This is a genomic window from Aquabacterium sp. A7-Y, assembly GCF_026153205.1.
Classification (GTDB): Bacteria; Pseudomonadota; Gammaproteobacteria; order Burkholderiales; family Burkholderiaceae_C; genus Caldimonas.
The window spans coordinates 187646-212049 of the sequence record NZ_JAPFBW010000010.1 but is presented as its reverse complement, the minus strand read 5'-3'; the positions used below and the strand labels follow the sequence as shown (position 1 = coordinate 212049).

Below are 24404 nucleotides of genomic sequence, written 5' to 3'. Positions count from 1 at the left end.
CCCTTGCCCCGGGCCCGGCACATCAACCGTTTATTTGATGGAGAAATTCGACATGGCAACTGCGAAGAAAGCTCCCGCCAAAAAGGCGGCAGCGAAGAAGGCCCCGGCCAAGAAGGTCGCTCCGGCGAAGAAGGCAGCCCCGGCCAAGAAGGCCGCACCTGCGAAGAAGGCAGCCCCCGCGAAGAAGGCGGCTCCGGCGAAAAAGGCCGCTCCGGCCAAGAAGGTCGCCGCGAAGAAGGCCGCTCCGGCGAAGAAGGCGGCTGCCAAGGCCGCCAAGCCGAAGACCAAGCGCACGCCCAACGCCGCCTTCATGAAGGCCATGACGCCCAGCCCCGTGCTGGCCGCCGTGATCGGCGACAAGCCGCTGCCGCGCACCGAAGTGACCAAGAAGGTCTGGGACTACATCAAGAAGAACAAGCTGCAAGACGCAGAGAACAAGCGCATGATCAACGCCGACGCCAAGCTGAAGGAACTCTTCAAGAAGGACCAGGTGTCGATGTTCGAGATGACCAAGCTGATCAGCGCCCAGTTGAAGTAAGTCCTCGAGACCCTCTCTCAAAAGCCCGACGGTTCGCCGCCGGGCTTTTTTCTTGGGGAGCCCCCCCGTCCTGCAGAGGCCCGCCCTGCGTGCCCTTCCAGCACCTTCCAGGCGATCTTCGACCCCCTCGCCACCCGACCCATGTTGCGCTACCACACCGTCCCCGTCACCGCCTTCCAGCAGAACTGCTCCATCGTCTGGTGCGACGAGACCCGGCGTGCCGCCGTCATCGACCCCGGCGGCGACCTGCCGCGCCTGCTCGCCGAGGTGCAGCGCCTCGGCCTGGCCCTGGAGCAGATCTGGCTCACCCACGCCCACATCGACCACGCCGGCGGCACTGCGCAACTGGCGCGCGAGCACGGCCTGCCGATCGTCGGACCGCACCCGGGCGACCAGTTCTGGATCGACGCTCTGCCGCAGCAGAGCGCGATGTTCGGCTTCCCTGCGAGCGAGACCTTCACCCCGACACGCTGGCTGCACGACGGCGACAGAGTGAGCATCGGCCGCTGCACGCTGCAGGTCCGCCACTGCCCGGGCCACACGCCCGGCCACGTGGTGTTCTTCTCGCCGGAGGCGCGCCGCGCCTTCGTCGGCGACGTGCTGTTCGCCGGCAGCATCGGCCGCACGGACTTTCCCGGCGGCAACCACCAGGACCTGCTCGACGCCATCGCGCAGCGCCTCTGGCCCATGGGCAATGACGTGGTCTTCATCCCCGGGCATGGGCCCGAGAGCAGCTTCGGCGAGGAGCGCAAGACCAATCCCTATGTGCGTGGCACCTGACGGATCGATGGCGCGGCCGGCGCGACGACCTCGCCCTGCGGAACAATTTCACGCTTGGCGCCTTGCGATCGTTCTCTCGAGCGGAACAGATCTGGTTACATTGGTCGCATAAGAGGTCGGAGAGGACCACCACAGGTCAAGCACAGCGAGTCGCTGGGAAGCCCCTCGGACGCCCTTCATGGAGCGCCCGAGGGGCTTTCCTGTGCCTCTGTGCAGCGTCTCTCCGGTCGACGGACCACCCAACGGAGAGAGCGCGATGAGACAAACAAGACGGACCCGTCGTTATGCATGGCCGGCCCTCGCGGCCAGCCTGGCACTGCTGCAGGCCTGCGGCGGTGGCGGAGGCGGCGGCGATGACGGAGGCGGCACGGCGCAGACGGTCGCCCTGTCCGGCGTGGTGGCCGACGGCCCGCTGCAGGGCGCGACGGTCTGCTACGACCTCGACGACAACGGCGCCTGCGATGCCGGCGAGCCCACCTCGGACAGCACCGACGTCAACGGCCAGTACCAGCTGCAGGTGCCCGCCGGCGAGGCGGGCAAGCACGCCGTCATTGCACAGGTACCGGCCACCGCGGTGGACCAGGACGACGGCCAGCCGGTCGGCGTGGCCCTGACGCTGAAGGCGCCGGCCAGCGGCAGCAGCACCGTGTTCATCAGCCCGCTCACGACGCTGGTGCAGGACATCGTCGAGGACGACCCAGAGCAGGACGTGGCAGCCGCGGCCGCCCTGGTGCAGGAGCAGCTGGGCCTCGCCGCCTCGCCGCTCGCCAACTTCGTCGCCAGCGGCGATGCCGAGTCGGCCCAGCTCGCCAAGGTGGTGTTCACGGTGAGCAAGGCCATCACGCTGGTGGCCCAGGACGCCGAGCTGGACGCGGAGCAGACCCGGGCACTGGTCTCGGTCACCCTGCACAACCACCTCACGCAACTGCCCGTGCTGGCGGATGCGGCCACGGGCAGCACGGCGGCCGCGGTGGCAGCCGAAGTCTCGCAGGCCGTGCTCGAGCAGCAGCAACTGACCGCCGACACCGCGGCAGCCCAGGCCGACGCCGCGGTGAAGACCGAGCAAGCCCAGCCCGACGAGCCCTCGACGGCGCCGCTGCCTTCGGTCACGCTGCGCAGCTTCTTCTATGCCAACGCGGAAAACTACGACTACCGGGTGTTCGACAGCAGTGACGGCGCGACGGACGCGGACGGCGTCCGGTATGTGCACGAGATCCGCCACAGCGTGCGCAACGGCCAGGCCATCCCCTTCCAGCGCAACCAGGCCTATTGGGACGGCTCGCAGTGGTATGCCTGCCCCTCCAACGGCTACCACGTGATCGCGGCCACCAACAGCACCGCCTCCGGCAGCACCTCGGCCTATTGCCGCGGCTACAAGGACAGCAGCAAGAGCAGCGCGGTGGACATCGGCGGCCGCAAGATGGCCGACGTGGTGCGCGAGATCCGCGCCTACCCCTTCATGGACGGCCTGACGTCCTATGCCAACTGGGGACCGCAGCCTGAACTGCTGGGCGAGGCCGTGTTCCCGCAAGGCGCCCAGCTGGCGTACCGGCAGGTGACCCGCATCGCGTCGCCCGACGCCATCGCGCTGGCCGACAAGGTGCGCGTGCCCCCGGCCGGCGGAGCGGCACCGGCCTTCAGCGACTGGATGTTCGCCGCCAGCCTGGAGCAGATGATCAGCCGCTACCCGGCCGACTTCGGCGGCGCGGCGGTGAGCGGGCGCACCACCCTGCAAGTGGCCAACTACTTTCTCCCGACGGCCAGCCCTGGCTTTACGACCGAAGTGCGCCTTCGTGTCGGCTTCGATGCCGCCGGCTCCAAGGCCCGCTTCTTCACGTGCAAGGTCGAGGCGAGCACCGGCAACACGGCCGGCTGCGAGCCGCTCCTGGACACCACCTACACGGTGGCCGAACAGGGCGACGCCAAGGTGCTGCGCTTCGCGGCCCAGCCGAGCGAGATCCCGGCCAAGCGCGGCATCTACCGTCAGTTCGTGGAGCGTGACGGCACGGTCTTCTATGGCTTCCGGGATGCCGTCGGCGTGAGCTACCAGCAACGCCTCAACGACGTCGCCTGGGCGGCGCTGCGCGAGCAACTCGGCATCCCCGCCCACAGCCTGCCCAGCGCCCCGCCGGCACTGCAGCCCGACGTGGTGCTGCGTCGCTTGCAGTACACCGACGCCAACAACTACTTCGTGCGGCTTCTGAGCACCGACGACGTCACCCGGAGCGACGGCTACAAGGTGATGTCCGAGCAGCGCATCCAGCTGCTCAACGGCACCCAGGTCGTGCCGGCGCGCCGCTGGTTCTGGACCGGCACCGAGTGGTACGACTGCCCGCAGACCGGGGAGACGGTGCGCTTCAAGGCCGAGCCGGTGCGCGAATCCATCTACTGCAAGGCGCTGGTCGAGAACGCGAGCGCACCGGTACGCGTAGGCATCGCCGGCCGCACCCTGGCCGACATCGTGCGGGAGATCCAGCTCTACCCGGGCCGCGACGGCAGCTTCGCCTACGTCGGCTGGGGACCCTCGGTGAGCGCTTTCCCGGCGCTGGCGACCACCGTCTTCCCGCCCGGCTCGACGCTCAGCTACCACACCAACTGGGTCGTGGCCAAGGCGGACGGCTACGACACGCTGGAGCCGAACCGCCTGCGCGTGCCGCCGGCGGACGCCGCCACGGTGCCCTTCAACAACTGGCCCTATGCCGAAAACCTGGCGCAGGTCAGCGGCGCCTACCGCGGCGACTTCGACGGGGCCGGGGTGAGCGGCTTGAACACCCAGGGGGTGTACAGCTACAACCTGGCAACGCCGCCGGCCCCGGAGTACACCACGCAGATCCGCATCCGCGTGGCCTTCGACAGCAGCACGCAGCGCGCACGTTTCTACCGCTGCAACCAGAGCGCAAGCACCTTGTCGACGGTGAACTGCTCGGCGCAGCTGCTGGAGACCACCTACAGCATCGACACGCGCGGGGATGCGCAGGTGCTGCGCTTCGCGGCCCAGCCGGCCGAGCTGACCAACGCCAGCTTCATCCGCATCTTCGTCGCGCGCGGCGGCGCCGCGTACCTGGGCAGCAATGACACGTCGGAGCGACGCCATAGCGTGCGTCTCAACGGCGTTGCCTGGGAGGCGCTGCGCGGCGTGCTCGGGATCCCCGACCCGAGCTGAACACAGGACCGGCCGGCGAGGTGCGGCCCGTTCCTCCGCAAAACAACAGCCCGCATCCGCGGGCTGTTTTTCATCCTGGCGGACGGGGGCCGGGGCCGCGGCGGTCCTCAGGAAGCCACGTCGAAGCGCCGCGGCGGCTTCTCCGCGCGCTCGTAGAGCGGCAGCACGCGCGGCAGGTTGCGCTCGATGTCGCGGATGCGGGTGCTGCCGGCCGGGTGGGTGGACAGGAACTGCGGCGGGGCGCCCTTGCTGGCCTCCATCATCTTCTGCCACAAGGTGACACCCGCGCGCGGGTTGTAGCCGGCGCGCGCCGCGATGTCCATGCCGACCAGGTCGCTCTCGGACTCGTCCTCGCGGCTGAACTTCAGCGTCAGCAGCTGCCCGCCCATGTTGAGCAGGGTGTCGCCGGTGTTGCCCAGGCCCAGGATGCTGCTCAGCAGCCCGGCGCCGATGCGCGTGGCCGCCGTCTTGCCCATGCGCTCACGCGCGTGCTCGCGCAGCGCGTGGGCGATCTCGTGGCCCATGATCTGCGCCACCTCGTCGTCGCTGAGCTTGAGCTGCTGCAGGATCCCGCTGTAGAAGGCGATCTTGCCGCCCGGCATGCAGAAGGCATTGATCTGCTTGGAGCCGATCAGGTTGACTTCCCACTTCCACTGCTTGGCGCGCGGATTCCACTCGTCGGTCAGCGGGATCAGCCGCTTGGCGATCTCGCGCAGGCGCACCACCTGCGGGTGGTTGTCGGGCCCGAGCGCCTTTTGCGCGCGGGCCTGCTGCATCATCTCGGCGTACTGCTGGGACGCCGCGGCCTCGACCTGCTCGGCCGGCACCAGCTTGGAGAAGGACGACTGCTTGCCGACGTCCACCCCCTCCTGGGCCAGCGCCGGCAGCGCAGCGCTCGCACCGGCGGCGAGCAGCGCGCCGGTGAAGAGGCGCCGGCCCGGACGCGCGGGGCCCGCTGCAGCGGCGCCGTGGTTCAGCGCGGCCCACCCGGCGCACAGCGCGCAGTGGTGCATGGCTTCGAATTTCATGGCGGATCAGACCTCCTGACTGTCTTGTTGTTCCAACATGCGTCGCACCTGCGGCAACAGCAGGTAAGCCGGAAAGGACAGCCAGAAGGTCAGGAAGAAGTAGGCGGCAAAGCCCATCTCCTGCGCTCCGATGCCGCCGGCCCAGCCTGCCACTGCACGCGAGAAGGCGAAGATCGACGAGAGGATCGCATATTCCGTCGTGGCCCGGGCCCGCTGGGTCAGCGCCATCAGGAAGGCAAGGAAGGCGCCCGTGCCCAGCCCGGCCGTGAAGCTTTCGAGCGCGCTGGCCCCGTACACCGACAGATCGGCTGCGTTGAACGAGCTCAGCGATCTGCCTGCCAGCGCGAGCAAGGCACCGCCTTGTTCCAGCCAGCCGGCCGGGCCAACGGCACCGGCCGCCTGCCACCAGGCCGAGAACTCGCCCGCCAGGCTCGCGCTCGGCCCCAGCCCCTGGGCCGCCATGCGGTCCACCTGCCAGGCGGCCAGCGCGTAGCCGAGGTTGGAGGCGGCCTGCCACAGCCCCAGCACCCACAGCCCACGGAAGATGCCGACACGGTCGACATACCAGCCCCCCAGCAGGCCCCCGGCGATCGACAGCACCAGCCCGACCATCACGCTGACCAGGCCGATCTGCTGGTTGGAGAAGCCCGCGTCGACCCAGAAGGGCTTGACCATGAAACCCATCGCCGCGTCGCCCAGCTTGAACAGCAGGACGAACGCCAGCATCGCCAGCATGCCGCGGCGCGCCAGCAGCCCGACCCAGGCGCCGAACACCGGGCCTTCGCGCATCAGCGAGGCGCGCGGGCCCTGCGCGGCCTTCACCATCAGCCCGGCACCCAGAAACATCAGCGACACCGGGATCGCGCCGCGGAACCACCAGGCCTTGCCCACCTCCAGCAGCCCGTTCCAGCCGAAGGCCTGGGCCAGCGGCGGCAGCGCCGGCCACAGCAGACCGATCAGCACCAGCGCCAGCGCAAGCAGCCACAGGGGCTGCTCCTTCAGGAGCCGCAGCTCGCGCCCGACGCCGCCGCCCTCGGGCCGCTCGCGCACCGCCTCGCGCGGCGCCGCCAGCACCGCGAGGCCGTTGAGCAGGAACACGCTGCCGCCCAGCACATAGGCGGGACTCCAGCCGAACCAGCCGGAGACCATCAGCACCGCGCCGGCCGTCAACATGCCGACACGGTAGAAGCCGATGCGAAAGCCGTTGGCGAGGCCGTATTCGTGTTTGTCCAGCAGCTCGATGGTGTAGCCGTCGGTGGCGATGTCGTTGGTGGCCGAGAGCATCGTGAACAGGCCGATCGCGACCCACACCCAGGGGCCGAAACCGAGGCTGCCGGCGAACAGCCACATCACCAGCGCCATGCCGAAGTTGGCCGCCGCGATCCACCAGCGGTGGTTGCGCGTCCAGTCGATGGCGGGCGCCCACAGGAACTTGACGGTCCAGGCCAGCCCGAGCAGGCTCAGCAGCCCGATGTCGGCCAGCTCCACACCCTGCTGGCGGAAGTAGACCGGGAAGATGTCGTAGAAGATGCCGAGCGGCAGCCCCTCGGAGAAGTAGAGCAGCGCGACCCAGAACAGCTTGCGCTTGTAGACGGGGGTCGCCGGAGCACGCAGGGCAGGGTCGGTGGCGGTCTCGGTCATGCCGGCATTCTAGGGAGGCGCCCGCGGCCGGCGCGCGCCGCCTGCCTCAAGGCCGCTGCCGGTTGACCAGCCAGATCCCCGAGGCCACGCCGCCGAGCGCCAGCAGCAGCTGGGGCGTGATCGCCTCCTCCAGCAGCAGCCAGCCGAACAGCAGGCCGAACAAGGGCGTCAGGAAGGTGAAGGACGACAGCCGGGTCGCCGGGTAGTGGCGCACCAGCCAGAACCAGCCGAGATAGCTGGCGAAGGCCACCACCACCGACTGGAAGAACATCGAGGCCCAGAGCGCCGGCCCGGTCTGGGCCGGCCAGGGCTCGCCGCGCACCCAGGCCACCGCCGCCAAGGCGACGGCCGACACGGCCAGCTGGTAGAACAAGGTCTTCTCCGGCGGCGCCACGCTCAGGCGGGTGGCGCGTATGGTCAGCGTCGTGGCGCCCCACAGCAGCGCCCCCAGCACCGACAACAGATCGCCGATCCAGCGTTGGCCCTCGGCCGAGGCGCCGCTCAGCCCCTCGCTGAAGGCCAGCACGACGGCGGCGAAGCCCAGCACCAGCCCGCCCACCTGCGCCGGCGAAAGCCGCTCGGCGTGCGTGATGAAGGGCATGCCGGCCGCCACCACGAAGGGCGCCAGGTAGACCAGCACCACCAGCCGGGAGGCGTCGGTGTAGCCCAACCCGACGTAGATGCAGACGAACTCGGCCGCAAACAGCAGACCCGCGAGCAGGCCGCCGGGCAAGGTGCCGTCGCGCCGCCACAGCGGCGTGCCGCGGCTGGCGGCCCAGCCCCACACGAGCAGGGCGGCGATGGCGGAGCGCAGGGCCGCCTGGGTGATCGGGGGCATCAGGGGCAGGGTGGATTTGGCAACGATCTGCTGCAGGCCCCAGAGGACACAGCAGACCAGCAGAAGCGCGACGGCGCGGCTGTCGAGGTGGGTACGGCGTTCGGTCATCCGCGCGATTCTGCCCGGGGCACGGCGCACTTGCAGGCGTCCCCTCCGCGGCGGATGCCGCGCTCGCGCGGCCTTGCGACTTTCGACCCCGTGCCATTCAGCGCGTCTTCAGCATGGAACCCGTGCCGCCCCTGCGCTCAGCCCCTCACCCAACGCACCAGTTCCTGCGCCGGCAGGGTGCCGCTGCTGCGGCGACGCTCCTGGCCGCCCTCGAAAAGCAGCAGGGTGGGGATGCTGCGTATCCCGAGGCGCGCCGCGATGCGCGGGTTGTCGTCGCTGTTGAGCTTGGCGAGCAGGGCCTGCCCCTTCAGCTCGCGCGCGGCCTGCTCGAACTGCGGCGCCATCGCCCGGCAGGGGCCACACCAGGGGGCCCAGACGTCGACCAGCACCGGCAGCTCGGTCCGGCCGACCACGGCGTCGAAGCTGGCATCGCTCACGGTGACCGGGGCGTCGGGCAGCAAGCCTTGCTTGCAGCGCCCGCACACCGGGTCGTCGCGCAGGCGCTCGGCCGGCACGCGGTTTGGGGTCTGGCAATGGCAGCAGGCGATCAGCATGGTCCGTCCTCGTTGCGGGCATCAGCGCCGCAAGTGGCGGCAGGGGGGCCGCGCTTCAAGTCGGACAGCGCCTACACGCGCGGCGCGCCGCTACAGCGGCAGCTCGGTGAAATAGCGCCCGCCGTGGTAGATCAGCGGCGTGGCGTCGTCGCGGCGGCTGCAGTGCTCGACCTCGCCGACGAAGATGACGTGGTCGCCCTCCTCGTAGCGGCTGCGGTTGAAACACTCGAACACCGCGGCCGCCCCGGCCAGCACCGGCGCACCGGCCACCCCCTCCGAAAAGGAGACGCCGGCGAAGCGGTCGACGTTCTTGGCCGCGAAACGCTCGGCCAGCGCCATCTGGTCGGACGCCAGGATGTTGATCGCGTAGTGGGTGCCGGCCGAAAACACGGCCATCGAGCCGGCGCGCTGCGACAGGCTCCACAGCACCAGCGGCGGATCGAGCGAGACCGAATTGAAGGAGTTGGCGGTCAGCCCTATCAGGCCGCCCTGCACGTCGCGCGCCGTCACCACGGTGACGCCGGTGGCGAACATGCCGAGCGCCCGGCGGAACTGCAGCGAGGAGAAGCTGGGCGCGGCGGCCCGGAGGGGGGAGGTCACGGCGGAAAGCGAGTGGTGGTACCCGCATTATTCCCAATCCGCCGGTGACCTGCTGCCAGGGCGTCCCTCCGGCGCGGCGGGCGGCGCCCGGGCTCACGGCTGCGCGCGGCGCTCCATGTCCACGTCGATATAGCGCCAGAACTCGCGCATGAAGGGGTGGCGGCGGTAACCGATCACCCAGGGATGGGCCAGGTCGGTGGCGATGCGGTGCACGTGCACCTTGTAGGGCATGTAGGCGATGAGCAACTTCTTGGCCTGGTCCATCAGGGCCAGGCGCTGCTCGCCGTCGGGCAGCACCATCTGCTGCTCGAAGAGCCGGTTGAAGGCCGGCAGGTCGAAGCGGGCATGGTTGCCCGAGCCCTTGTTGGGACCGTAGCCGCTGGCGAGGAAATCCTCGCCGTCGGGCACCGTCGCGCTGAAGCCCACGCTCCACATCATCAGCTTGCCGGCGCGCGACATCTTGAGCTGCTCGGGCCACTGGGCCACCTTGAAGACGATGCGCACGCCGATGGCGTCCATGTTCTTTTTCCACAGCTCGTTGAACTCGCGCGCCAGCAGGTCGCTGCCGGTGCCCATCTCCAGCACCAGCGGACGGCCGTCGGGCAGGTCGCGCCAGCCGTCGCCGTTCTTGTCGACATAGCCGTACATGTCGAGCAGGGCCTTGGCGCGCGGGCGGCTGAATTCGCTGTTCTCGCTGCGGAAGTCGGGGTCGTAGCCGTAGGTCAAGGGCGGGATGATGGACTGCGCCACGGTCGCCTGCCCGCGCCGTGCGACCCGGATCTCCTCCTCGGTGTTGAAGGCCAGCGCGATGGCGCGCCGCAGCGCCACCTTCTCGGGCGTGTAGCCGCCCACCACCGGGTGCTCCATCTGGAAGTAGCTGAGCGTGACGTCGGAGGCGGCGCGGCGCTCCATGCGGATGCCCCGCCTGGCCAGGTTGGCCGCGAGCTCGCCATTGGGCGCCGCGATGTTGGCGAACTCCAGCGGCACCCCCGTCAGGTCGACCTCCGCGTTCAGGAAGGCCAGCCAGAGCGGCTGCGACTCGGTGATCACGGAGATCTCGACCCGGTCGAGCATGGGCAGCTTGCGCCCCTTGAGCCGGGCCAGGATCTCCTGGCCGCGGGTGTCGTCCGGGGGCGGCTCGCCGTCGAAGACCTCGTCGCGGAAGTTGGGGTTGCGCTCCAGCACCATGCGCGAGGAGCGCCGCCATTCCACCAGGCGGAAGGGCCCGGTACCGACCGGGTGGGCCATGATGTTGTCGCCGTAGGCCTCCACCACCTCGCGCGCCACCGCGCCCAGGATGCTGGAGTCGGTCAGCGCCAGATGGAAGCGCGGCGACGGGTCGACCAGCTGGATGCGGAAGGTGTAGCGGTCCAGCGCCTTCAGGCCCTCGACCTCGGTGTCGTAAGGGAAGGGCTTGTTCTCCTTGACGACCTGCTCGCGCAGCTCGTTCATGCCCACCAGCTTGGACCCTTCCAGCGCGTAGAGGCTGGGGCTCTTCCAGCGCGGGTCGTAGATGCGCTTGATCGAGTACACGTAGTCCTCGGCGGTCAGCTCGCGCCGCCGGCCCTTGAAGGCCGGGTCGTCGGCGAAATAGATGCCGGGGCGGATGCGGAAGGTGAAGGTCCGGAAGTCGGCCGAAATCTCCGGCAGCGAGGCGGCGGTGTTGGGACGCAGCTTGGCCGGACGCGCCAGGTAGTCGTAGGTCAACGGCGCGTCGAAGATGTGGCCGGTCACCGCGCGGGAGTAGGTGTCGGAGACCTGGGCCGGGTCGAAGCCGGTCTCGGCCACCCCGAACACATAGCGCAGCACCTTGGGCGCGGCGGCCGCCGCTGGCTGGGATGGCGCGGCTTGCGCTCCCGGCACCGCGGCGCCGAGCGCCGCCAGCGCCACCACAAACAGGCAGACCCGCCGCCGCAGGCCGCCCTCAAAACGGATTCGTTCACCCATGCACGTCTCTCCGGAACGTTGTCCGCCGCAGAGTCTACGTCGTCGGCTGGCGCGCCGGCGATCGGGTGGAATAGACTCCCAGGGCTTCATCTCGGAGTACGAGGAGCGAAGTCGGTATGACGGCGTATGTCTTGCGGCGCCTTTGGCAGATGATCCCCACCCTGGCGGGGGTCGTGCTGCTGGTGTTTTTCCTGTTCAAGTTTTTCGGCGGCGACCCGGCCGAGATCCTGGCCGGCCTGGCGGCGCGGCCCGAGCAGATCGCGGCGATCCGCCAGCAGCTGGGCCTGGACCGCCCGTTGCTGGAGCAGCTGTGGATCTTCGTGCGCCAGGCGGCCAGTTTCGACTGGGGCCGCAGCTGGGCCACCAACGAGGCCGTGTCCTCGCTGTTCGCGAGCCGCCTGCCGGCCACGCTGACGGTGATGCTGCCCATCCTGGTGCTGGAGGTGTTGCTCGCCACCCCGCTGGCGCTGGCCGTGGCGGCCGTGCGCGGCAGCCTGACGGACCGGGCCATCATGGTGCTGACCACCGTCGCGCTGTCGATCTCCTTCCTGGTCTATGTCATCGTGGGGCAGTGGCTGTTCGCCTTCAAGCTCGGCTGGTTCCCGGTGCAGGGCTGGACCGACAGCGTGGCGACCAATCTGCTCACCTATGCCCCGCTGCCGGTGCTGCTGGCCGTGGTGGTGTCGCTGGCACCCCAGACCCGGCTGTACCGCAGCTTTTTCCTCGACGAGATCGGTCACGACTACGTGCGCACCGCGCGGGCCAAGGGTCTGAGCGAGCGCGCCGTGCTGCTGCGCCACGTGCTGCGCAACGCGATGATCCCGATCCTGACCAACATCGGCGCCGGCCTGCCGGGGGTTTTCGTCGGCTCCTTCCTGATCGAAGTGTTCTTCTCCATCCCGGGCCTGGGGCGGGAGGTGCTGCTCGCCGTGAATCGCAGCGACTACCCGGTGATCCAGGCCGTCACGATCTATCTCGCGGTGCTGACGATGTTGATCAACCTGCTGACCGACCTGCTCTACCAGTGGGCCGACCCCCGGGTGGTGCTGAAGTGAGGGCCGGTCGCGATGCGTGAAGGCGTGTGGTTGCTGGCCTGGCGGCGCTTCCGCCGGGACCGCGTGGGCCTGGTCGCGCTGGCCGTCGTGCTGGCCTTCCTGCTCCTGGTGGTGCTGGCCGCGCTCGGCCTGGCGGCCAAGGACTGGCAGCGTGAGGTCGGCGTGCCCTATGCACCGCCCACCTGGCTGGGCACCGACGCGGCCCCGACCGTGCAGCCGGCGCAGCGCCCCCCGGCGGGGCCGGTCGCCGACCTGTCGGACATCGACCCGCTCGCGCCGCGTTACAAGGAATGGGCCGAGCGCGCGGCGCGGCTGGAGACCAGCGAGCCCGACCGCCTGGCCACCTTGCCGATGGGCGGCGACAAGCTGGGCCGGGACGTCCTGACCAAGGCGATCAAGGGGGCCCAGGTCTCGATCCTGGTCGGCGTGCTGGCGGCGCTGGTCGCCACCGCGATCGGCACGCTGCTCGGCGCGCTGGCGGGATTTTTCGGCGGGCGTACCGGCGACCTGCTGGAGTGGGTCTACAACGTCTTCACCTCGATTCCCGGCATCCTGCTGATCTTCGCCTTCGCCGCGGTGCTGGGCCGTGGCGTCACGACGGTGGTGATGATCCTCGGCCTGACCGGCTGGACCGGCGTCTACCGCCAGGTGCGCGCCGAGTTCATCAAGCACGCGGTGCGCGACTACGTGCGCGCCGCCCAGGCGATAGGCGCAAGCCGGCTGTCGCGCATGTTCCGCCACATCCTGCCCAACGTCAGCCACGTGATCCTGGTGCAGCTGTCCATCCTGGTGGTCGGCTTCATCAAGGCCGAGGTGATCCTGTCCTATCTCGGGCTCGGCGTGCCGGTGGACCAGGTCTCCTGGGGCATCCTGCTGGGCGAGGCACAAAGCGAGCTGATCCTCGGCTACTGGTGGCAGCTGTTCGCCGCGACGCTGTTCATGGCGGTGTTCGTCACCGCGTTTTCGCTGATGACCGACGCGCTGCGCGATGCGCTCGATCCCAGGCTGAGGGGGTTGGAATGAGCCGGCAAGACAGGCCGGGAGCACCGCTGCTCCTGGACATCCAGGACCTGCAGGTGTCCTTCCGCACCGGCCGCGAGCGCGGCCAGGTGCAACGCACGACCGCGGTGCAGGGCGTGAGCCTGCAGATCCCCGACAACACCACGGTCGCCCTGGTGGGCGAGTCGGGGTCGGGCAAGAGCGTCACGGCGATGTCGGTGCTCAAGCTGCTGCCCGACAACGCCGAGCGCAGCGGGCGCGTGCTGTTCGAGGGTCGCGACCTGCTGCAGGCCGGCCCGGCCGAACTGCGGGCCTTGCGTGGCCGGCAGATCGCCTGCGTGTTCCAGGAGCCGATGACCTCGCTCAACCCGGTCTTCACGGTCGGGCAGCAGATCGCCGAGCCGCTGCGCCTGCACCTCGGCCTGGGCCGGCGCGAGGCCTGGGCCAAGGCGGAGCACCTGCTCGCCGAGGTAGGCCTGAACGAGCCGCGCCGCCGTCTGTCGGCCTATCCGCACCAGCTCTCGGGCGGCCAGCAGCAGCGCGTGATGATTGCGATGGCGCTGTCCTGCGAGCCGCGCCTGCTGATCGCCGACGAGCCGACCACTGCGCTGGACGTGACGGTGCAGCGGCAGATCCTGGAGCTGCTGGCGCGGCTCAAGGAACAGCACCGCATGAGCATGCTGTTCATCAGCCACGACCTGGGGGTGGTGGGCGAGATCGCCGACGAGGTGGTCGTGATGCGCCACGGCAGGGTGCGCGAACACGGGCCGGCAAGGCAGGTTCTCGGGGCGCCCCGCGACGCCTACACCCGTGCCTTGCTGGGCTGCCGGCCGCGCCTGGAGTCGCCGCCGGTGCGGCTCATGACGGTCGAGGATGTGCCGGGTGCCGCCCGGCCCGAGCCCCGGGCCACCGCGCCTGCCGCGGCCAAGGACCCGGAGGCGCCGGTCGTGCTCGAAGTGACGGCGCTCGCCAAGAGTTTCTGGCTGCGCCACGGCGTGTTCGGCCGACGCGAGTTCAAGGCGGTGCAGGGGGTCGACTTCCGGCTCAGGCGCGGCCACACCCTGGGCATCGTCGGCGAGTCGGGATCGGGCAAGAGCACCCTGGCGCTGACCTTGCTGCGGCTGCACCAGCCCGCCAGCGGACCGGTGGCCGGCAGCGCGCTGTGCCGCGACGAACACGGCGCCCGCGACCTGCTGCGCCTGACCGAGGCCCAGTGGCAGCCGATGCGCCGCCGCCTGCAGATCGTGTTCCAGAACCCCTACGCCTCGCTCAACCCGCGCTTCACGGTGGGCCAGACGCTGCTGGAGCCGCTGCAGATCCACACCGTCGGCAGCTCGGCGGCCGAGCGCGAGGCACGCGCGCGCTCGCTGCTGGACAAGGTCGGCCTGCCGGCCGGCGCCTTCGACAAATACCCGCACGAATTTTCCGGGGGCCAGCGCCAACGCATCGCGATCGCGCGCTGCCTGACGCTGGAGCCCGAGGTGCTGGTGCTCGACGAGGCAGTCTCGGCCCTCGACGTCTCGGTCCAGGCCCAGGTCCTCAACCTGCTCAAGGACCTGCAGGACGAGCTGGGTCTGGCCTACCTTTTCGTCAGCCACGATCTGGCGGTGGTGCGTTTCATGGCCGACGACGTGCTCGTGATGAAGGATGGCCGTGTGGTCGAGCAGGCCGGCGCGGCCGAACTGCTGGCGGCTCCGAAGGAGGAGTACACGCGACGCCTGCTGGCGGCCGTGCCGCGTCTGCCCGCCCACGCTGTCGTCTGAGGCAGGCGGCAGCAGCCCGCCTGCCTTGCAATTTCGCACGTTCGTGCTAAATTGGTCACATGGAAGCAAAAACCGGCCGCAGTGAACTCACCCGCGCGGCCATCCTCGACACGGCCTTGCTGATGGCGGCCAACGACGGGCTGGAGAGCCTGACGATAGGCGAGGTGGCGAAGCGGCTGGGCATGTCCAAGAGTGGCGTGTTCTCACGCGTCGGCTCGCGCGAGGCCTTGCAGCGCGCGGTGATCGAAGAATACGACAGGCGTTTCCTGCAGGACGTCTTCGTGCCGGCGATGCGCGAGCCGCGCGGCCTGCCGCGGCTGAACGCCATCATGCGGCTGTGGCTGCAGCGCGCCCGGGAAGTGGAGATGCGCACCGGGTGCATCTATTGTGCCGGGGCCTTCGAGTTCGACGACCGCGAGGGCCCGCTGCGCGACCTGCTGCTCGACGGCGTAACCCGCTGGCGCGCCACCCTCAGGCGCACCGCGCTGCAGGCGGTGGACGCCGGGCATCTGCGCCCCGACACCGACGTCGAGCAACTCGTGTTCGAGATGGACGGGCTGTTCATCGCGCTGATGCGCGACGCGCGCTTTCTGCGCGACCCGCGCGCCGCCGATCGCGCCTGGGCCTCCTACCTGCGCCTCATCAGTACCTACCGCCCGGCGCGGGACGCCCGCGAAGAGGGCTGAGGCGGGACCGCCCGCAGCCACCCGGCCGTGTTTCGCCGACCAGCTTCGCACGATCGTGCTAAAAGAAGGTCGTCGTGGAAAAGACCTCTTGCTGGTGCTGCTGGCCGGGGCCGAGGCACCGGCGTCTGCCGAAGGACCGGGAGGTGGTGCGGCAGGTGGCCGACTTCCTGGCCGTCGGCTGAGCACGCAGCACTCAGAACCACCAGGTCAGCACGAAGATGCCGATCATCACGAAGCTCAGCACCAGCTTGACGAGCGTGCCGAACAGCAGGCCCACCCAGGTGGCGAGGCCCACGTGAGCGGCGCGCACGCTATCGCGGCGGGCCAGGTATTCGCCCGCCATCGCGCCCAGCAGCGGCATGAACAGCAGCCCGACGAAACCCGTGAAGATGCCCGCCACCGTACCGAGGGCCGCCCCCACCATGGCCTGCGGACTGGCCCCGACACGCTTGGCGCCCAGCAAGGCGGCGACGAAATCGGTCAGCCAGGCCAGCAGCGCGAGCGCGGCCACCACGCCGACCGAGAGCAGCGAGACGCGCTCGAAGCCATCGATCCAGGCGCCCAGCACGATGCCGCCCAGCACCAGCAGGGTTCCGGGCAGCACCGGCAGCACCGTGCCCGCCACGCCCAGGGCCATCAGGCTCACGCTCAAGACCCACCACAGGGTGGGTGTCGCCAGCTGGCCGAGTTCCATCATCGTGCGCTCCTTCCAGGATGGCAGACAGATGGGGCGCCCCGCCGCACTTTCCAGGCCGCACCTGCCGCCGCTTGTCGGCTGCTGGCCCCGCGGGACCGCCGCGACTTGACAGAAGATGCCCGCCTTCCTGATGCCGCGCTGACGAATCCCGCCACTGGTGTAACGAAATGCCTGGGGTTGTAAGTCCTCTTTCAATGAAAACAAGGAAATACGGCCGATCCGGTTACCAGATCGGAGGTGGCATGGAAGATGCGCTGTTTGAGGCATCGTCACGGCATACGGCCTACACCATGTCCCAACCCGCATCCAAAAAGCGTTTCGGCTCGCTGTCGCTGGCAGGCGAAATGGCACGCCGGAGCCGCGCCCAGGCGCCCGCCGTCCCGCAGCCGATGCGGGGCCGGGGTGGCTGGTCGTCGCTGATCAGGCTGACGCCCTGCAACGAGGAATCCGGCCGACGCAGCCCCTGGCCTTCGCTGGCCCGCTTGTGCCGCAAGCCCAGCGCGGCGCCGGCCTTCCTGTGTACCGATTTCGCGCCCAGCCAGTGGTTCAAGCCCTGACCTGAGCCGACCCAGACAACCGAACTCAGAGAACGCCACCCTCAGCCCAGCCCGAGACCACGTCATGAGACCCGTTGCCGCCTCCGCCATCGCATCGACCGTGCTTGCCCAACATGCCGTCGCGCAGCGAGAAGCTGCGCGTCCAGCCGCAGCATCCGAGCATGGCGCGGACGCGGCCCCCGTGTCGGGCAGCCTGCGGCAGTACCAGGTGCTGCAGTCGCGCAGCGAGCCCGCTCAGCGCACGCTGGCGTTCAAGATGCGCTGAGCGCGGAGCCAGGATCTGAAGTCGGAGCAAGGTTCAACACCACGCGAGATGCACTGAAGCATCCACACGAATTTGCAGCGGGCCGCCGCAAAGGCGCCCGCGCATGCCGAGCCCATACCCAGAGCTTGCAACATCTGGGACGTCGAGGGAGAAGAGGGTAGCGGCCGGGGTTAGAGAGAGAGCGAGAGGACCCCGGCCGCCGACCCCATCTCGGCACCATACGCGCCGCCGAACCGCCGGCGAACGCCCACTTCCCTTCCCTTTGCGTGAAGCTGCGCGCCGTCCCGTCGACGGCACCGTCCACCACGCCCCCTTCGCGCCTCCACCGCCTGGCTCGGCCGCCTCCGGCCCTTCCTGGGTGCCGAACTTGCTCCGCGGCACTACACTGCCGCCGCCGCCCATCGGGCGGCCCGGACCTACAACGAGGAGCTTCCATGAGCTTGTTCCCGCGCTGGCGCGAGAAAACCGAGGGTATCGTCGCGCCCGACGAACGCCTGCCCTGGCCCCAGACCATCGCGATGGGGGTGCAGCACGTCATCGCGATGTTCGGCGCCACGGTGCTGGCGCCGCTGCTGATGGGCTTCGATCCGAATGTCGCCATCCTGATGAGCGGCATCGGCACGCTGATCTTCTTTTTTGTCGTCGGCGGCCGCGTGCCCAGCTACCTCGGCTCCAGTTTCGCCTTCATCGGCGTCGTCATCACCGCCAGCGGCTACGCGGGCCAGGGGCCCAACCCCAACCTCGGCACGGCGCTCGGCGGCATCATCGCCTGCGGCGCGCTCTACACCGTGGTCGGCTTGCTGGTCAGTGCCACCGGCACGCGCTGGATCGAGGCTTACATGCCCCCGGTGGTCACCGGCGCCGTGGTGGCGGTGATCGGCCTGAACCTCGCCTCGGTGCCGATCAAGAACATGGCGCCGACCTCCTTCGACACCTGGATGCAGGCCATCACCTTCTTGTGTGTCGGTGCGGTGGCCGTGTTCACGCGCGGCATGCTGCAGCGCCTGCTGATCCTGGTCGGCCTGATCCTCGCGTCGCTGGTCCATGCGGTGCTGACCAACGGCCTGGGCCTCGGCCAGCCCATCGACCTCGGGAAGGTTGCCGCCGCCCCCTGGTTCGGCCTGCCCGGCTTCGCAAGCCCGGCGTTCGACCCCCGGGCGATGCTGTTGATCGCCCCGGTCGCGGTGATCCTGGTCGCCGAGAACCTGGGCCACATCAAGGCGGTCAGCGCGATGACCGGCCAGGACCTGGACCGCTACATGGGCCGCGCCTTCATCGGCGACGGTATCGCGACCATGGTCTCGGGCGCCGCGGGGGGCACGGGCGTCACCACCTATGCCGAGAACATCGGCGTGATGGCCGCGACCAAGATCTACTCGACCGCGGTGTTTGTCGTGGCGGCGCTGATCGCCGTGCTGCTCGGCTTCAGCCCCAAGTTCGGCGCCCTGATCCAGACCGTGCCGCTGGCCGTGATGGGCGGCGTCTCGATCGTGGTGTTCGGCCTGATCGCGGTGGCCGGCGCGAAGATCTGGGTCGACAACCGGGTCGACTTCTCGGACAACACCAACCTGATCGTGGCCGCGGTCACGCTGATCCTGGGCACCGGCGACTTCACCTTGCAGCTGGGCCAGTTCAAGCTGGGCGGCATCGGCACGGCCACCTTCGGCGCCATCGCGCTGTACGCGCTGCTGAAGCGTCGGTGAGTGTTCGCACCCCGCTGGGCGAGTACGCCCAGCGACCCTCCGAGAGGGCTGAGGCCCGCGGCTCCGTCAGTCCCTGCGGACTGACGGACGGGCCGAAGCGGCCGAGCTCTGCGAGGCCGTGGACCGGGCCTGGCTTGGGGCGGCCCGGGGAGATGAAGCACCCCGCTGGCCGGGTACGGCCAGCGGCCGCAGTGAGGAGGTTCAATCCTCGCGCGGCCTCACCCAGCGCTGCAAGGTCGCGTACAAGCGGCCCAGGTCGATGGGCTTGGCGACGAAGTCGTTCATGCCGACCGCCCGGGTGCGCTCCTGCTCGCTGACCAGTGCGGCCGCGGTCAGCGCGATGATGGGCAGGCGGCGCGCGTCCCAGCGCCGCCGCAGCGCCTGGGTGGCCTCGTAGCCGCTCATGCCCGGCATGTGCACGTCCATCAGCACCGCGTCGAAAGCGCCGCCACGGCGCTCGACCAGCTCGAGCGCCTCCTGGCCGTTGTGCGCCTGCTCCACCTGCACCCCCCACTGCTCCAGCATGCCGACGGCGATCAGCATGTTGACCGGGTTGTCCTCCACCACCAGCACGCGCACCCCCTGCAGGCTGCCGGGCACGGGCGCGGGCGTCGCGACGACGGCATCGGCCGGGTCGGCGGCCGGCAGCGGCAGCTCGGCCCAGAAGCAGCTGCCGGCGCCCGGCCGGCTGTCCACCCCGACGCCGCCCCCCATCAGCTGCGCCAGCTGGCGGCAGATCGACAAGCCCAGCCCGGTCCCGCCGAAGCGCCGCGAGATCGACTCGTCGGCCTGGGTGAAGGGCTCGAACAGGCGCTCCTGCACCTGCGCTGCGATGCCCGGGCCGCTGTCGCGCACCGCCAGCAGCACCGCGCCCGACGGACTGCGCCTGGCCTCGATCGCCACCTGCCCTTCGGCGGTGAACTTGAGCGCGTTGGCGGTGAAGTTGCCGACGATCTGCTGCACCCGCACCGGGTCGCCCATCACGTAGGACGGCAGATCGGCGGCGATCTCCAGCTCCAGCGCCAGGCCGCGCTGCTGGGCCAGCTCGACATAGGAGCTGTGCAAGGTGCGCAGCAGCGCCGGCAGGTCGAAGGCGATGGTCTCGAGGTGCACCCGGCCGGCTTCGATCTTCGACAGGTCGAGGATGTCGGAAATGATGGCAGACAGTGTCTGGGCGCTGTCGACGATACGGCGCAGGTAGTCGTCGCGGCGCGCCGCCTCGATGCCGGGCGCGAGGGCCAGCTGCGCCAGCCCGAGCACGCCGTGCAGCGGGGTGCGGATCTCGTGGCTCATGTTGGCCAGGAAGGCGCTCTTGGCATGGTTGGCCGCCTCGGCCTGTTCCTTGGCGGCCGCCAGGTCGCTCGCGACGCGGCGCTGCTCGGTGATGTCCTCGACGATCCAGATCGTCGGCCCGCGGCCGCTGTCCCCCTCGTCGACCAGGCGGGCCCGGCTGCGGGCCCAGAAACGCGAGCCGTCGCGGCGGAACATCTCCCACTCGAAATCGGCCTGCTCGCCGCGCTCCAGCACCGCCCGGGTGCGCGCCGAGACCTTCTCGAACTCCTCGTCGGAGGGCCAGATCTCGCGCACGCGGTGTCCCACCAGGCTGCCGGGCAGCCAGCCCAGCATCTCCTCGAAGCGCCGGTTGGCCTGGTGGAAGCAGCCGCGCTGCACCAGCGCGATGCCCACCGAGGCGTTGTCGAGGATGGCCTTGTACTCGGCTCGCGAGCGCTCGCGCTCGGTGACGTCGCGCGCCAGCACCAGCAGGTAGCGCGCGCCCTCGACTTCGAACATCGCGCCCGATATCTGCATCCAGACCGGGTCGCCATGACGGTCCGCATACGGGATCAGCATGTCGCGCACCGTGCCCTTGCTGCGTATCTCGGCCAGGAAACGGTCGCGCTGCAGCTGGGTGCGCAGCAGGCCCAGCTCGAGCACGGTGCGGCCGACCGCCTCCTCGGCGCTATAGCCGGTGGCCCGCGTGAAGCCGGGGTTGACCATCACGTAGCGGCCGGTTTCCGGGTCGGTCACGGTGATGACGTCCGGACTGGAGGAGAACAGGCTGGACAGCATCGCCTCCGAGCGCAGCAGCGCGGTCTCGGCCTCGCGCTTCTCGGTGGTGTCGAGGAAGATCGATTCGACGGCGGGGCCGTCCGGCCCGTCCACCCGCGAGGCCGTCGCCGCCACCGCGACCTTGCGGCCGTCGGGGCGCACGATGACGTGGTCCGCCAGCGGCAGGTTCTTGCCGGGCGGCAGCGCGGCGAGCTCCTGCAGGCGCAGCCGGCCGAGTTCGCGCGACGGCTCGTCGTAGAGCGCGAACAGCTCCAGATCCTGCATCGCGGCCGGGCCCGCGAAGCCGAACAACCGCGCGGCCGCCTCGTTGGCCGTGACGATGCGGCCGTGGCGGTGGATGATCAGGGCCGACGGCGAGCGCGCGAACAGGTTGCGGTAGCGGCTTTCGCTGGCTACCAGCGCGCGCTGGGCCTCGCGCTGGGCGGTGATGTCGTGGCCCACACCCCAATAGCCGCGGAAGCCGCCGCGGTCGTCGAACACCGGCTCGCCGCTGAGCGACAGCCACAACAGCCGGCCCCCGCCGCCGCGCGCGCTGACGACCAGCCCGCGGAACGGCCGGTGTGCCTGCAGCTCGGCCCGGTGCGGCGCCCACATCAGCTCGTCGCCCGGGGCGACACCGCCGATTTCCCAGCAGCGCCTGCCCAGGAAGGACAGGGCCGACAGCCCGTCGAGCCGGGCGAAGGAGTCGGAGAGGTAGGTGAAGCGGAACGCCTCGTCCTGCTCCCAGTACCAGTCGGCAGCCAGCCCGAGCAGGGCCCGGAAGCGGACCTGCTGTGCGCCGGCCTGACGCAGGGCACGGCGCGCGACGACCTCCAGCGCCCAGGCGAATCCCAGCCCGCAGCCGAGCACCAGGCTCTGGGTGATGACCCGGTTGCGCCAGGACTGGGCCACCGCCGAGCCGACCCCCGGCAGCACCCCGCTGCGCTCCAACTGGGCCAGCACGCCGATGACGACCAGCCCCACCAGGGTCAGCCCCGCGGCGACGCGCACGCCCAGCATCAGCCCGGCCAGCACCACCAGCAGGCTCATCATGCCCAGCGAAGGTGTGTGCACACCCTGCCCGGTGGCGACCGCGGCGGTCACCAGCACGCCCATGATCGCCAGCAGCGAGGCGGCCATGCGCCAGGTCGGACGGGCGCCGCGCGCCAGCAGGCCGGTGCCGAACACCGCGGTCGCAACCAGTCCGGCGGCCATCACGGCCAGCCGCTGCGGCGCCGCCATGCCGTCGTAGAGCGCGGCCACGATGGCGGTCGCGAACAGGCAGAGCAGGCAGCCGGTGGCAAAAAAATAGCGCGCCACATCCGCGTCGACGGCGGAAGAGGGCAGCGATTCAAAACGGCGCTGGCTGCTCACGGGGCGGGGAGGAAAGGCCGCCGGACGGCCTTCCTGCTGCAGGACAAGCGGCGATTCTAGGGAGACGGCCGGCTTGCGGGGCCCGCGTCAAACCCTAGGACCACCGTGCAGATAGCACACTCGTGCGCGAGCTGCAGCGCCGCGCGCGGCGGCCTGATGCAGCATCGGGCTGTTGTGCGGCCGCCCGGCGCGGGAACACCGGCCTGCCTAGCATTGCTGCCAGGCGACCGGGCTCACGGCCCGGGAAGTCCCGTTTCGGCGACCGGCGCCAAGCCCTCACACCTCACTTCTCAGGACCTGTCATGCCTGCCTTGTTCGACCCCATCCGCGTCGGCGACATCGAGCTCGCGACCCGCCTCGTGATGGCGCCGCTGACGCGCAATCGCGCCGGCGCCGGCCAGACCCCCACCGAACTCACGGTGGAGTACTACCGCCAGCGCGCCAACCCCGCCGATGGCGCCGGCCTCATCATCACCGAGGCCACGCAGATCTCGCCGATGGGCCAGGGTTACCTCGACACCCCCGGGATCCACAGCCCGGAGCAGGTCGCGGCCTGGAAGAAGGTGACCGATGCGGTGCATGCCGAGGGCGGCAAGATCATCGTGCAGCTGTGGCATGTGGGACGCATCTCACACGTCTCGCTGCTGCCGGGCGGGCAGGCTCCGGTGGCGCCTTCGGCCATCCCGGCCAAGACCAAGACCTTCACGCGCCAGGGCTTCGAGCCGGTGTCCGCACCGCGCGCGCTGGCCCTCGAGGAACTGCCGGGCATCGTCGAGGACTACCGGCGCGCGGCGCGCCTGGCGCTGCAGGCGGGTTTCGACGGCGTCGAGGTGCACGGCGCCAACGGCTACCTGCTGGACCAGTTCCTGCGCGACGGCAGCAACCATCGCACCGACGCCTATGGCGGCAGCATCGAGAACCGCGCGCGACTGCTGCTGGAGGTGATGCGTGCCGTGACCGCGGAGATCGGCAGCGGCCGCACCGGGCTGCGGCTGTCGCCGGTGACGCCGTCCAACGACGCCCACGACAGCAATCCCCAGCCCCTGTTCAACCACGTGGTGGAGCAGCTCGCGCCCCTGAAGCTGATGTACCTGCATGTCATCGAAGGCCAGACCGGCGGCCCGCGCGACCTCGGCGACCAGGGCGTGCGCTTCGACTACGAGCAGCTGCGCCAGCGCTTCAAGGGCGCGTGGATGGTCAACAACGGCTACGACCGCCAGATGGCGCTGGACGCGGTGGCACAGGGCGGCGCCGACCTGGTCGCGATCGGCCGGCCCTTCATCAGCAACCCGGACCTGGGGCGGCGCCTGCGCGAGGACGCGCCGCTGAACGTGCTCGACGCCAAGACGCTCTACGGCGGCGGCGCCGAGGGCTACACCGACTACCCGGCGCTGGAAACGGCCGCCGGCTGAGGCGGCGTCAGCCTCAGGCCCATCCACTCGCCCCAGGGGTGGGCCTGCAGCGTCTCGAAACCGAAACGACGGTAGAAGGCGATGGCGCGCGGATTGAGCGCCGACACGCCGAGATGCAGGCCCGGCACGCCGCGCTCGCGCAGCGCGGCGACAAAACGCTCCATCAGCCGACGGCCCAGCCCGTGGCCCTGGCCGCGCGGCAACAGGTCGATGTGGAGGTGGGCCGGGTGGCTGCCGAGGAAGGGCAGCTCCAGCGGGGCACCGGCGTGAATGCGGCGCACCACGTGGGCGCTGTCGCTGTCGTCCTCGGGGTCGGGCAGCGGGTAGCGGCGCCGCAGCGGCGGCCACCACAGGCGCTCGCAGCGCGCCGCGAAGGCCTCGCTGTCCCCCGTGCCCAGCACATAACCGCACACGCCCTCGCCGTCCTCGGCGACGAACACCAGCTCGGGTTCCAGCGCTGCGTAGGGACCGGCATACACCTCGCCGAGCAGGCGCGGATCGGCATAGCGCGCGCTCGCATCGGCGCCGTGGTCGCCGGTGCGCAGGCAGATCGCGTACAGCGCGTCCAGCTCTTCAGAGTTCTCGGGGCGATAGGGGCGGATGACAGTGCTCATGGTCGCAAAGCGAGATGTCGAGGCGCCAGCGAG

20 protein-coding genes are annotated in these 24404 nt (G+C 70.1%); 11 read left to right on the top strand and 9 right to left on the bottom strand.

Annotated features, from left to right (window positions below):
• Positions 1–52: 52 nt before the first annotated feature.
• From OOT46_RS11710 to OOT46_RS11700, 3 genes are all read left to right on the top strand, one after another.
• Complete coding sequence (locus OOT46_RS11710; protein WP_265403779.1) at positions 53–538, top strand: SWIB/MDM2 domain-containing protein; 486 nt, start codon at positions 53–55, stop codon at positions 536–538.
• A gap of 141 nt (positions 539–679) precedes the next feature.
• Positions 680–1318, top strand: coding sequence for an MBL fold metallo-hydrolase (locus OOT46_RS11705; RefSeq protein WP_265403778.1), 639 nt, complete (start codon positions 680–682; stop codon positions 1316–1318).
• A 256-nt stretch (positions 1319–1574) separates the two neighbouring features.
• Positions 1575–4481 (top strand): hypothetical protein, encoded by a 2907-nt coding sequence (locus tag OOT46_RS11700; RefSeq protein ID WP_265403777.1) that lies wholly within the window; start codon positions 1575–1577, stop codon positions 4479–4481.
• Positions 4482–4588: 107 nt separating this feature from the next.
• On the opposite strand, the gene OOT46_RS11695 is transcribed toward OOT46_RS11700, so the two are convergent.
• From OOT46_RS11695 to OOT46_RS11670, 6 genes are all read right to left on the bottom strand, one after another.
• Positions 4589–5494 (bottom strand): M48 family metallopeptidase, encoded by a 906-nt coding sequence (locus OOT46_RS11695; RefSeq protein ID WP_416136180.1) that lies wholly within the window; start codon positions 5492–5494, stop codon positions 4589–4591.
• Positions 5495–5515: 21 nt separating this feature from the next.
• Positions 5516–7150, bottom strand: coding sequence for an MFS transporter (locus tag OOT46_RS11690; RefSeq protein ID WP_265403775.1), 1635 nt, complete (start codon positions 7148–7150; stop codon positions 5516–5518).
• Positions 7151–7196: 46 nt separating this feature from the next.
• Entirely contained in the window at positions 7197–8096 is a 900-nt protein-coding gene (locus tag OOT46_RS11685) for a DMT family transporter (protein WP_265403774.1), read from the bottom strand.
• A 137-nt stretch (positions 8097–8233) separates the two neighbouring features.
• On the bottom strand, positions 8234–8650 hold the full coding sequence (trxC, locus tag OOT46_RS11680; protein ID WP_265403773.1) for a thioredoxin TrxC: 417 nt from the start codon (positions 8648–8650) through the stop codon (positions 8234–8236).
• A 90-nt stretch (positions 8651–8740) separates the two neighbouring features.
• Positions 8741–9250, bottom strand: coding sequence for a flavin reductase family protein (locus OOT46_RS11675; RefSeq protein ID WP_265403772.1), 510 nt, complete (start codon positions 9248–9250; stop codon positions 8741–8743).
• Positions 9251–9343: 93 nt separating this feature from the next.
• Positions 9344–11197 carry an ABC transporter substrate-binding protein gene (locus OOT46_RS11670; RefSeq protein WP_265403771.1) on the bottom strand — a complete coding sequence of 618 codons (1854 nt, stop codon included), beginning with the start codon at positions 11195–11197 and terminating at the stop codon, positions 9344–9346.
• Positions 11198–11313: 116 nt separating this feature from the next.
• Between OOT46_RS11670 and OOT46_RS11665 the strand changes: the two genes are divergently transcribed.
• From OOT46_RS11665 to OOT46_RS11650, 4 genes are read left to right on the top strand one after another with little or no spacing between them, the layout of a single operon-like run.
• Entirely contained in the window at positions 11314–12252 is a 939-nt protein-coding gene (locus tag OOT46_RS11665) for an ABC transporter permease (protein ID WP_265403770.1), read from the top strand.
• 12 nt (positions 12253–12264) lie between these two features.
• Positions 12265–13275 carry an ABC transporter permease gene (locus tag OOT46_RS11660; protein WP_265403769.1) on the top strand — a complete coding sequence of 337 codons (1011 nt, stop codon included), beginning with the start codon at positions 12265–12267 and terminating at the stop codon, positions 13273–13275.
• Entirely contained in the window at positions 13272–15014 is a 1743-nt protein-coding gene (locus tag OOT46_RS11655) for an ABC transporter ATP-binding protein (protein WP_265403768.1), read from the top strand. The genes OOT46_RS11660 and OOT46_RS11655 overlap by 4 nt, the downstream gene beginning before the upstream one ends.
• A 59-nt stretch (positions 15015–15073) precedes the next feature.
• Positions 15074–15700 (top strand): TetR/AcrR family transcriptional regulator, encoded by a 627-nt coding sequence (locus tag OOT46_RS11650; protein WP_265403767.1) that lies wholly within the window; start codon positions 15074–15076, stop codon positions 15698–15700.
• 193 nt (positions 15701–15893) lie between these two features.
• Here the strand turns inward: OOT46_RS11650 and OOT46_RS11645 are convergent, their stop codons facing one another.
• Positions 15894–16397: a DUF456 domain-containing protein gene (locus OOT46_RS11645; RefSeq protein ID WP_265403766.1), complete on the bottom strand. Its 504-nt coding sequence runs from the start codon at positions 16395–16397 to the stop codon at positions 15894–15896.
• A 290-nt stretch (positions 16398–16687) separates the two neighbouring features.
• Between OOT46_RS11645 and OOT46_RS11640 the strand changes: the two genes are divergently transcribed.
• From OOT46_RS11640 to OOT46_RS11630, 3 genes are all read left to right on the top strand, one after another.
• Positions 16688–16954 carry a hypothetical protein gene (locus OOT46_RS11640; RefSeq protein ID WP_265403765.1) on the top strand — a complete coding sequence of 89 codons (267 nt, stop codon included), beginning with the start codon at positions 16688–16690 and terminating at the stop codon, positions 16952–16954.
• A gap of 64 nt (positions 16955–17018) precedes the next feature.
• Positions 17019–17219, top strand: a complete 201-nt coding sequence (locus tag OOT46_RS11635; protein ID WP_265403764.1) for a hypothetical protein — start codon at positions 17019–17021, stop codon at positions 17217–17219.
• Between the two features lie 434 nt (positions 17220–17653).
• Positions 17654–18922 (top strand): solute carrier family 23 protein, encoded by a 1269-nt coding sequence (locus OOT46_RS11630; RefSeq protein WP_265403763.1) that lies wholly within the window; start codon positions 17654–17656, stop codon positions 18920–18922.
• A 201-nt stretch (positions 18923–19123) separates the two neighbouring features.
• Here the strand turns inward: OOT46_RS11630 and OOT46_RS11625 are convergent, their stop codons facing one another.
• The gene (locus OOT46_RS11625) at positions 19124–22345 is read right to left on the bottom strand and encodes a PAS domain S-box protein (protein WP_265403762.1); all 3222 of its coding nucleotides are present in this window, start codon (positions 22343–22345) and stop codon (positions 19124–19126) included.
• Positions 22346–22647: 302 nt separating this feature from the next.
• On the opposite strand from OOT46_RS11625, the gene OOT46_RS11620 reads away from it, so the two are divergent.
• Positions 22648–23757: an alkene reductase gene (locus OOT46_RS11620; RefSeq protein WP_265403761.1), complete on the top strand. Its 1110-nt coding sequence runs from the start codon at positions 22648–22650 to the stop codon at positions 23755–23757.
• Here the strand turns inward: OOT46_RS11620 and OOT46_RS11615 are convergent.
• The gene (locus tag OOT46_RS11615) at positions 23727–24371 is read right to left on the bottom strand and encodes a GNAT family N-acetyltransferase (RefSeq protein WP_265403760.1); all 645 of its coding nucleotides are present in this window, start codon (positions 24369–24371) and stop codon (positions 23727–23729) included. The genes OOT46_RS11620 and OOT46_RS11615 overlap by 31 nt on opposite strands.
• Between the last annotated feature and the right edge of the window lie 33 nt (positions 24372–24404).

Excerpts from the sequence above, each read along its gene's own strand:
- OOT46_RS11710 (WP_265403779.1), top strand. The coding sequence starts at position 53 with ATGGCAACTGCGAAGAAAGCTCCCGCCAAAAAGGCGGCAGCGAAGAAG.
- OOT46_RS11705 (WP_265403778.1), top strand. The coding sequence starts at position 680 with ATGTTGCGCTACCACACCGTCCCCGTCACCGCCTTCCAGCAGAACTGC.
- OOT46_RS11700 (WP_265403777.1), top strand. The coding sequence starts at position 1,575 with ATGAGACAAACAAGACGGACCCGTCGTTATGCATGGCCGGCCCTCGCG.
- OOT46_RS11695 (WP_416136180.1), bottom strand. The coding sequence starts at position 5,494 with ATGCACCACTGCGCGCTGTGCGCCGGGTGGGCCGCGCTGAACCACGGC.
- OOT46_RS11690 (WP_265403775.1), bottom strand. The coding sequence starts at position 7,150 with ATGACCGAGACCGCCACCGACCCTGCCCTGCGTGCTCCGGCGACCCCC.
- OOT46_RS11685 (WP_265403774.1), bottom strand. The coding sequence starts at position 8,096 with ATGACCGAACGCCGTACCCACCTCGACAGCCGCGCCGTCGCGCTTCTG.
- trxC (WP_265403773.1), bottom strand. The coding sequence starts at position 8,650 with ATGCTGATCGCCTGCTGCCATTGCCAGACCCCAAACCGCGTGCCGGCC.
- OOT46_RS11670 (WP_265403771.1), bottom strand. The coding sequence starts at position 11,197 with ATGGGTGAACGAATCCGTTTTGAGGGCGGCCTGCGGCGGCGGGTCTGC.
- OOT46_RS11665 (WP_265403770.1), top strand. The coding sequence starts at position 11,314 with ATGACGGCGTATGTCTTGCGGCGCCTTTGGCAGATGATCCCCACCCTG.
- OOT46_RS11660 (WP_265403769.1), top strand. The coding sequence starts at position 12,265 with ATGCGTGAAGGCGTGTGGTTGCTGGCCTGGCGGCGCTTCCGCCGGGAC.
- OOT46_RS11655 (WP_265403768.1), top strand. The coding sequence starts at position 13,272 with ATGAGCCGGCAAGACAGGCCGGGAGCACCGCTGCTCCTGGACATCCAG.
- OOT46_RS11650 (WP_265403767.1), top strand. The coding sequence starts at position 15,074 with ATGGAAGCAAAAACCGGCCGCAGTGAACTCACCCGCGCGGCCATCCTC.
- OOT46_RS11645 (WP_265403766.1), bottom strand. The coding sequence starts at position 16,397 with ATGATGGAACTCGGCCAGCTGGCGACACCCACCCTGTGGTGGGTCTTG.
- OOT46_RS11640 (WP_265403765.1), top strand. The coding sequence starts at position 16,688 with ATGTCCCAACCCGCATCCAAAAAGCGTTTCGGCTCGCTGTCGCTGGCA.
- OOT46_RS11635 (WP_265403764.1), top strand. The coding sequence starts at position 17,019 with ATGAGACCCGTTGCCGCCTCCGCCATCGCATCGACCGTGCTTGCCCAA.
- OOT46_RS11630 (WP_265403763.1), top strand. The coding sequence starts at position 17,654 with ATGAGCTTGTTCCCGCGCTGGCGCGAGAAAACCGAGGGTATCGTCGCG.
- OOT46_RS11620 (WP_265403761.1), top strand. The coding sequence starts at position 22,648 with ATGCCTGCCTTGTTCGACCCCATCCGCGTCGGCGACATCGAGCTCGCG.
- OOT46_RS11615 (WP_265403760.1), bottom strand. The coding sequence starts at position 24,371 with ATGAGCACTGTCATCCGCCCCTATCGCCCCGAGAACTCTGAAGAGCTG.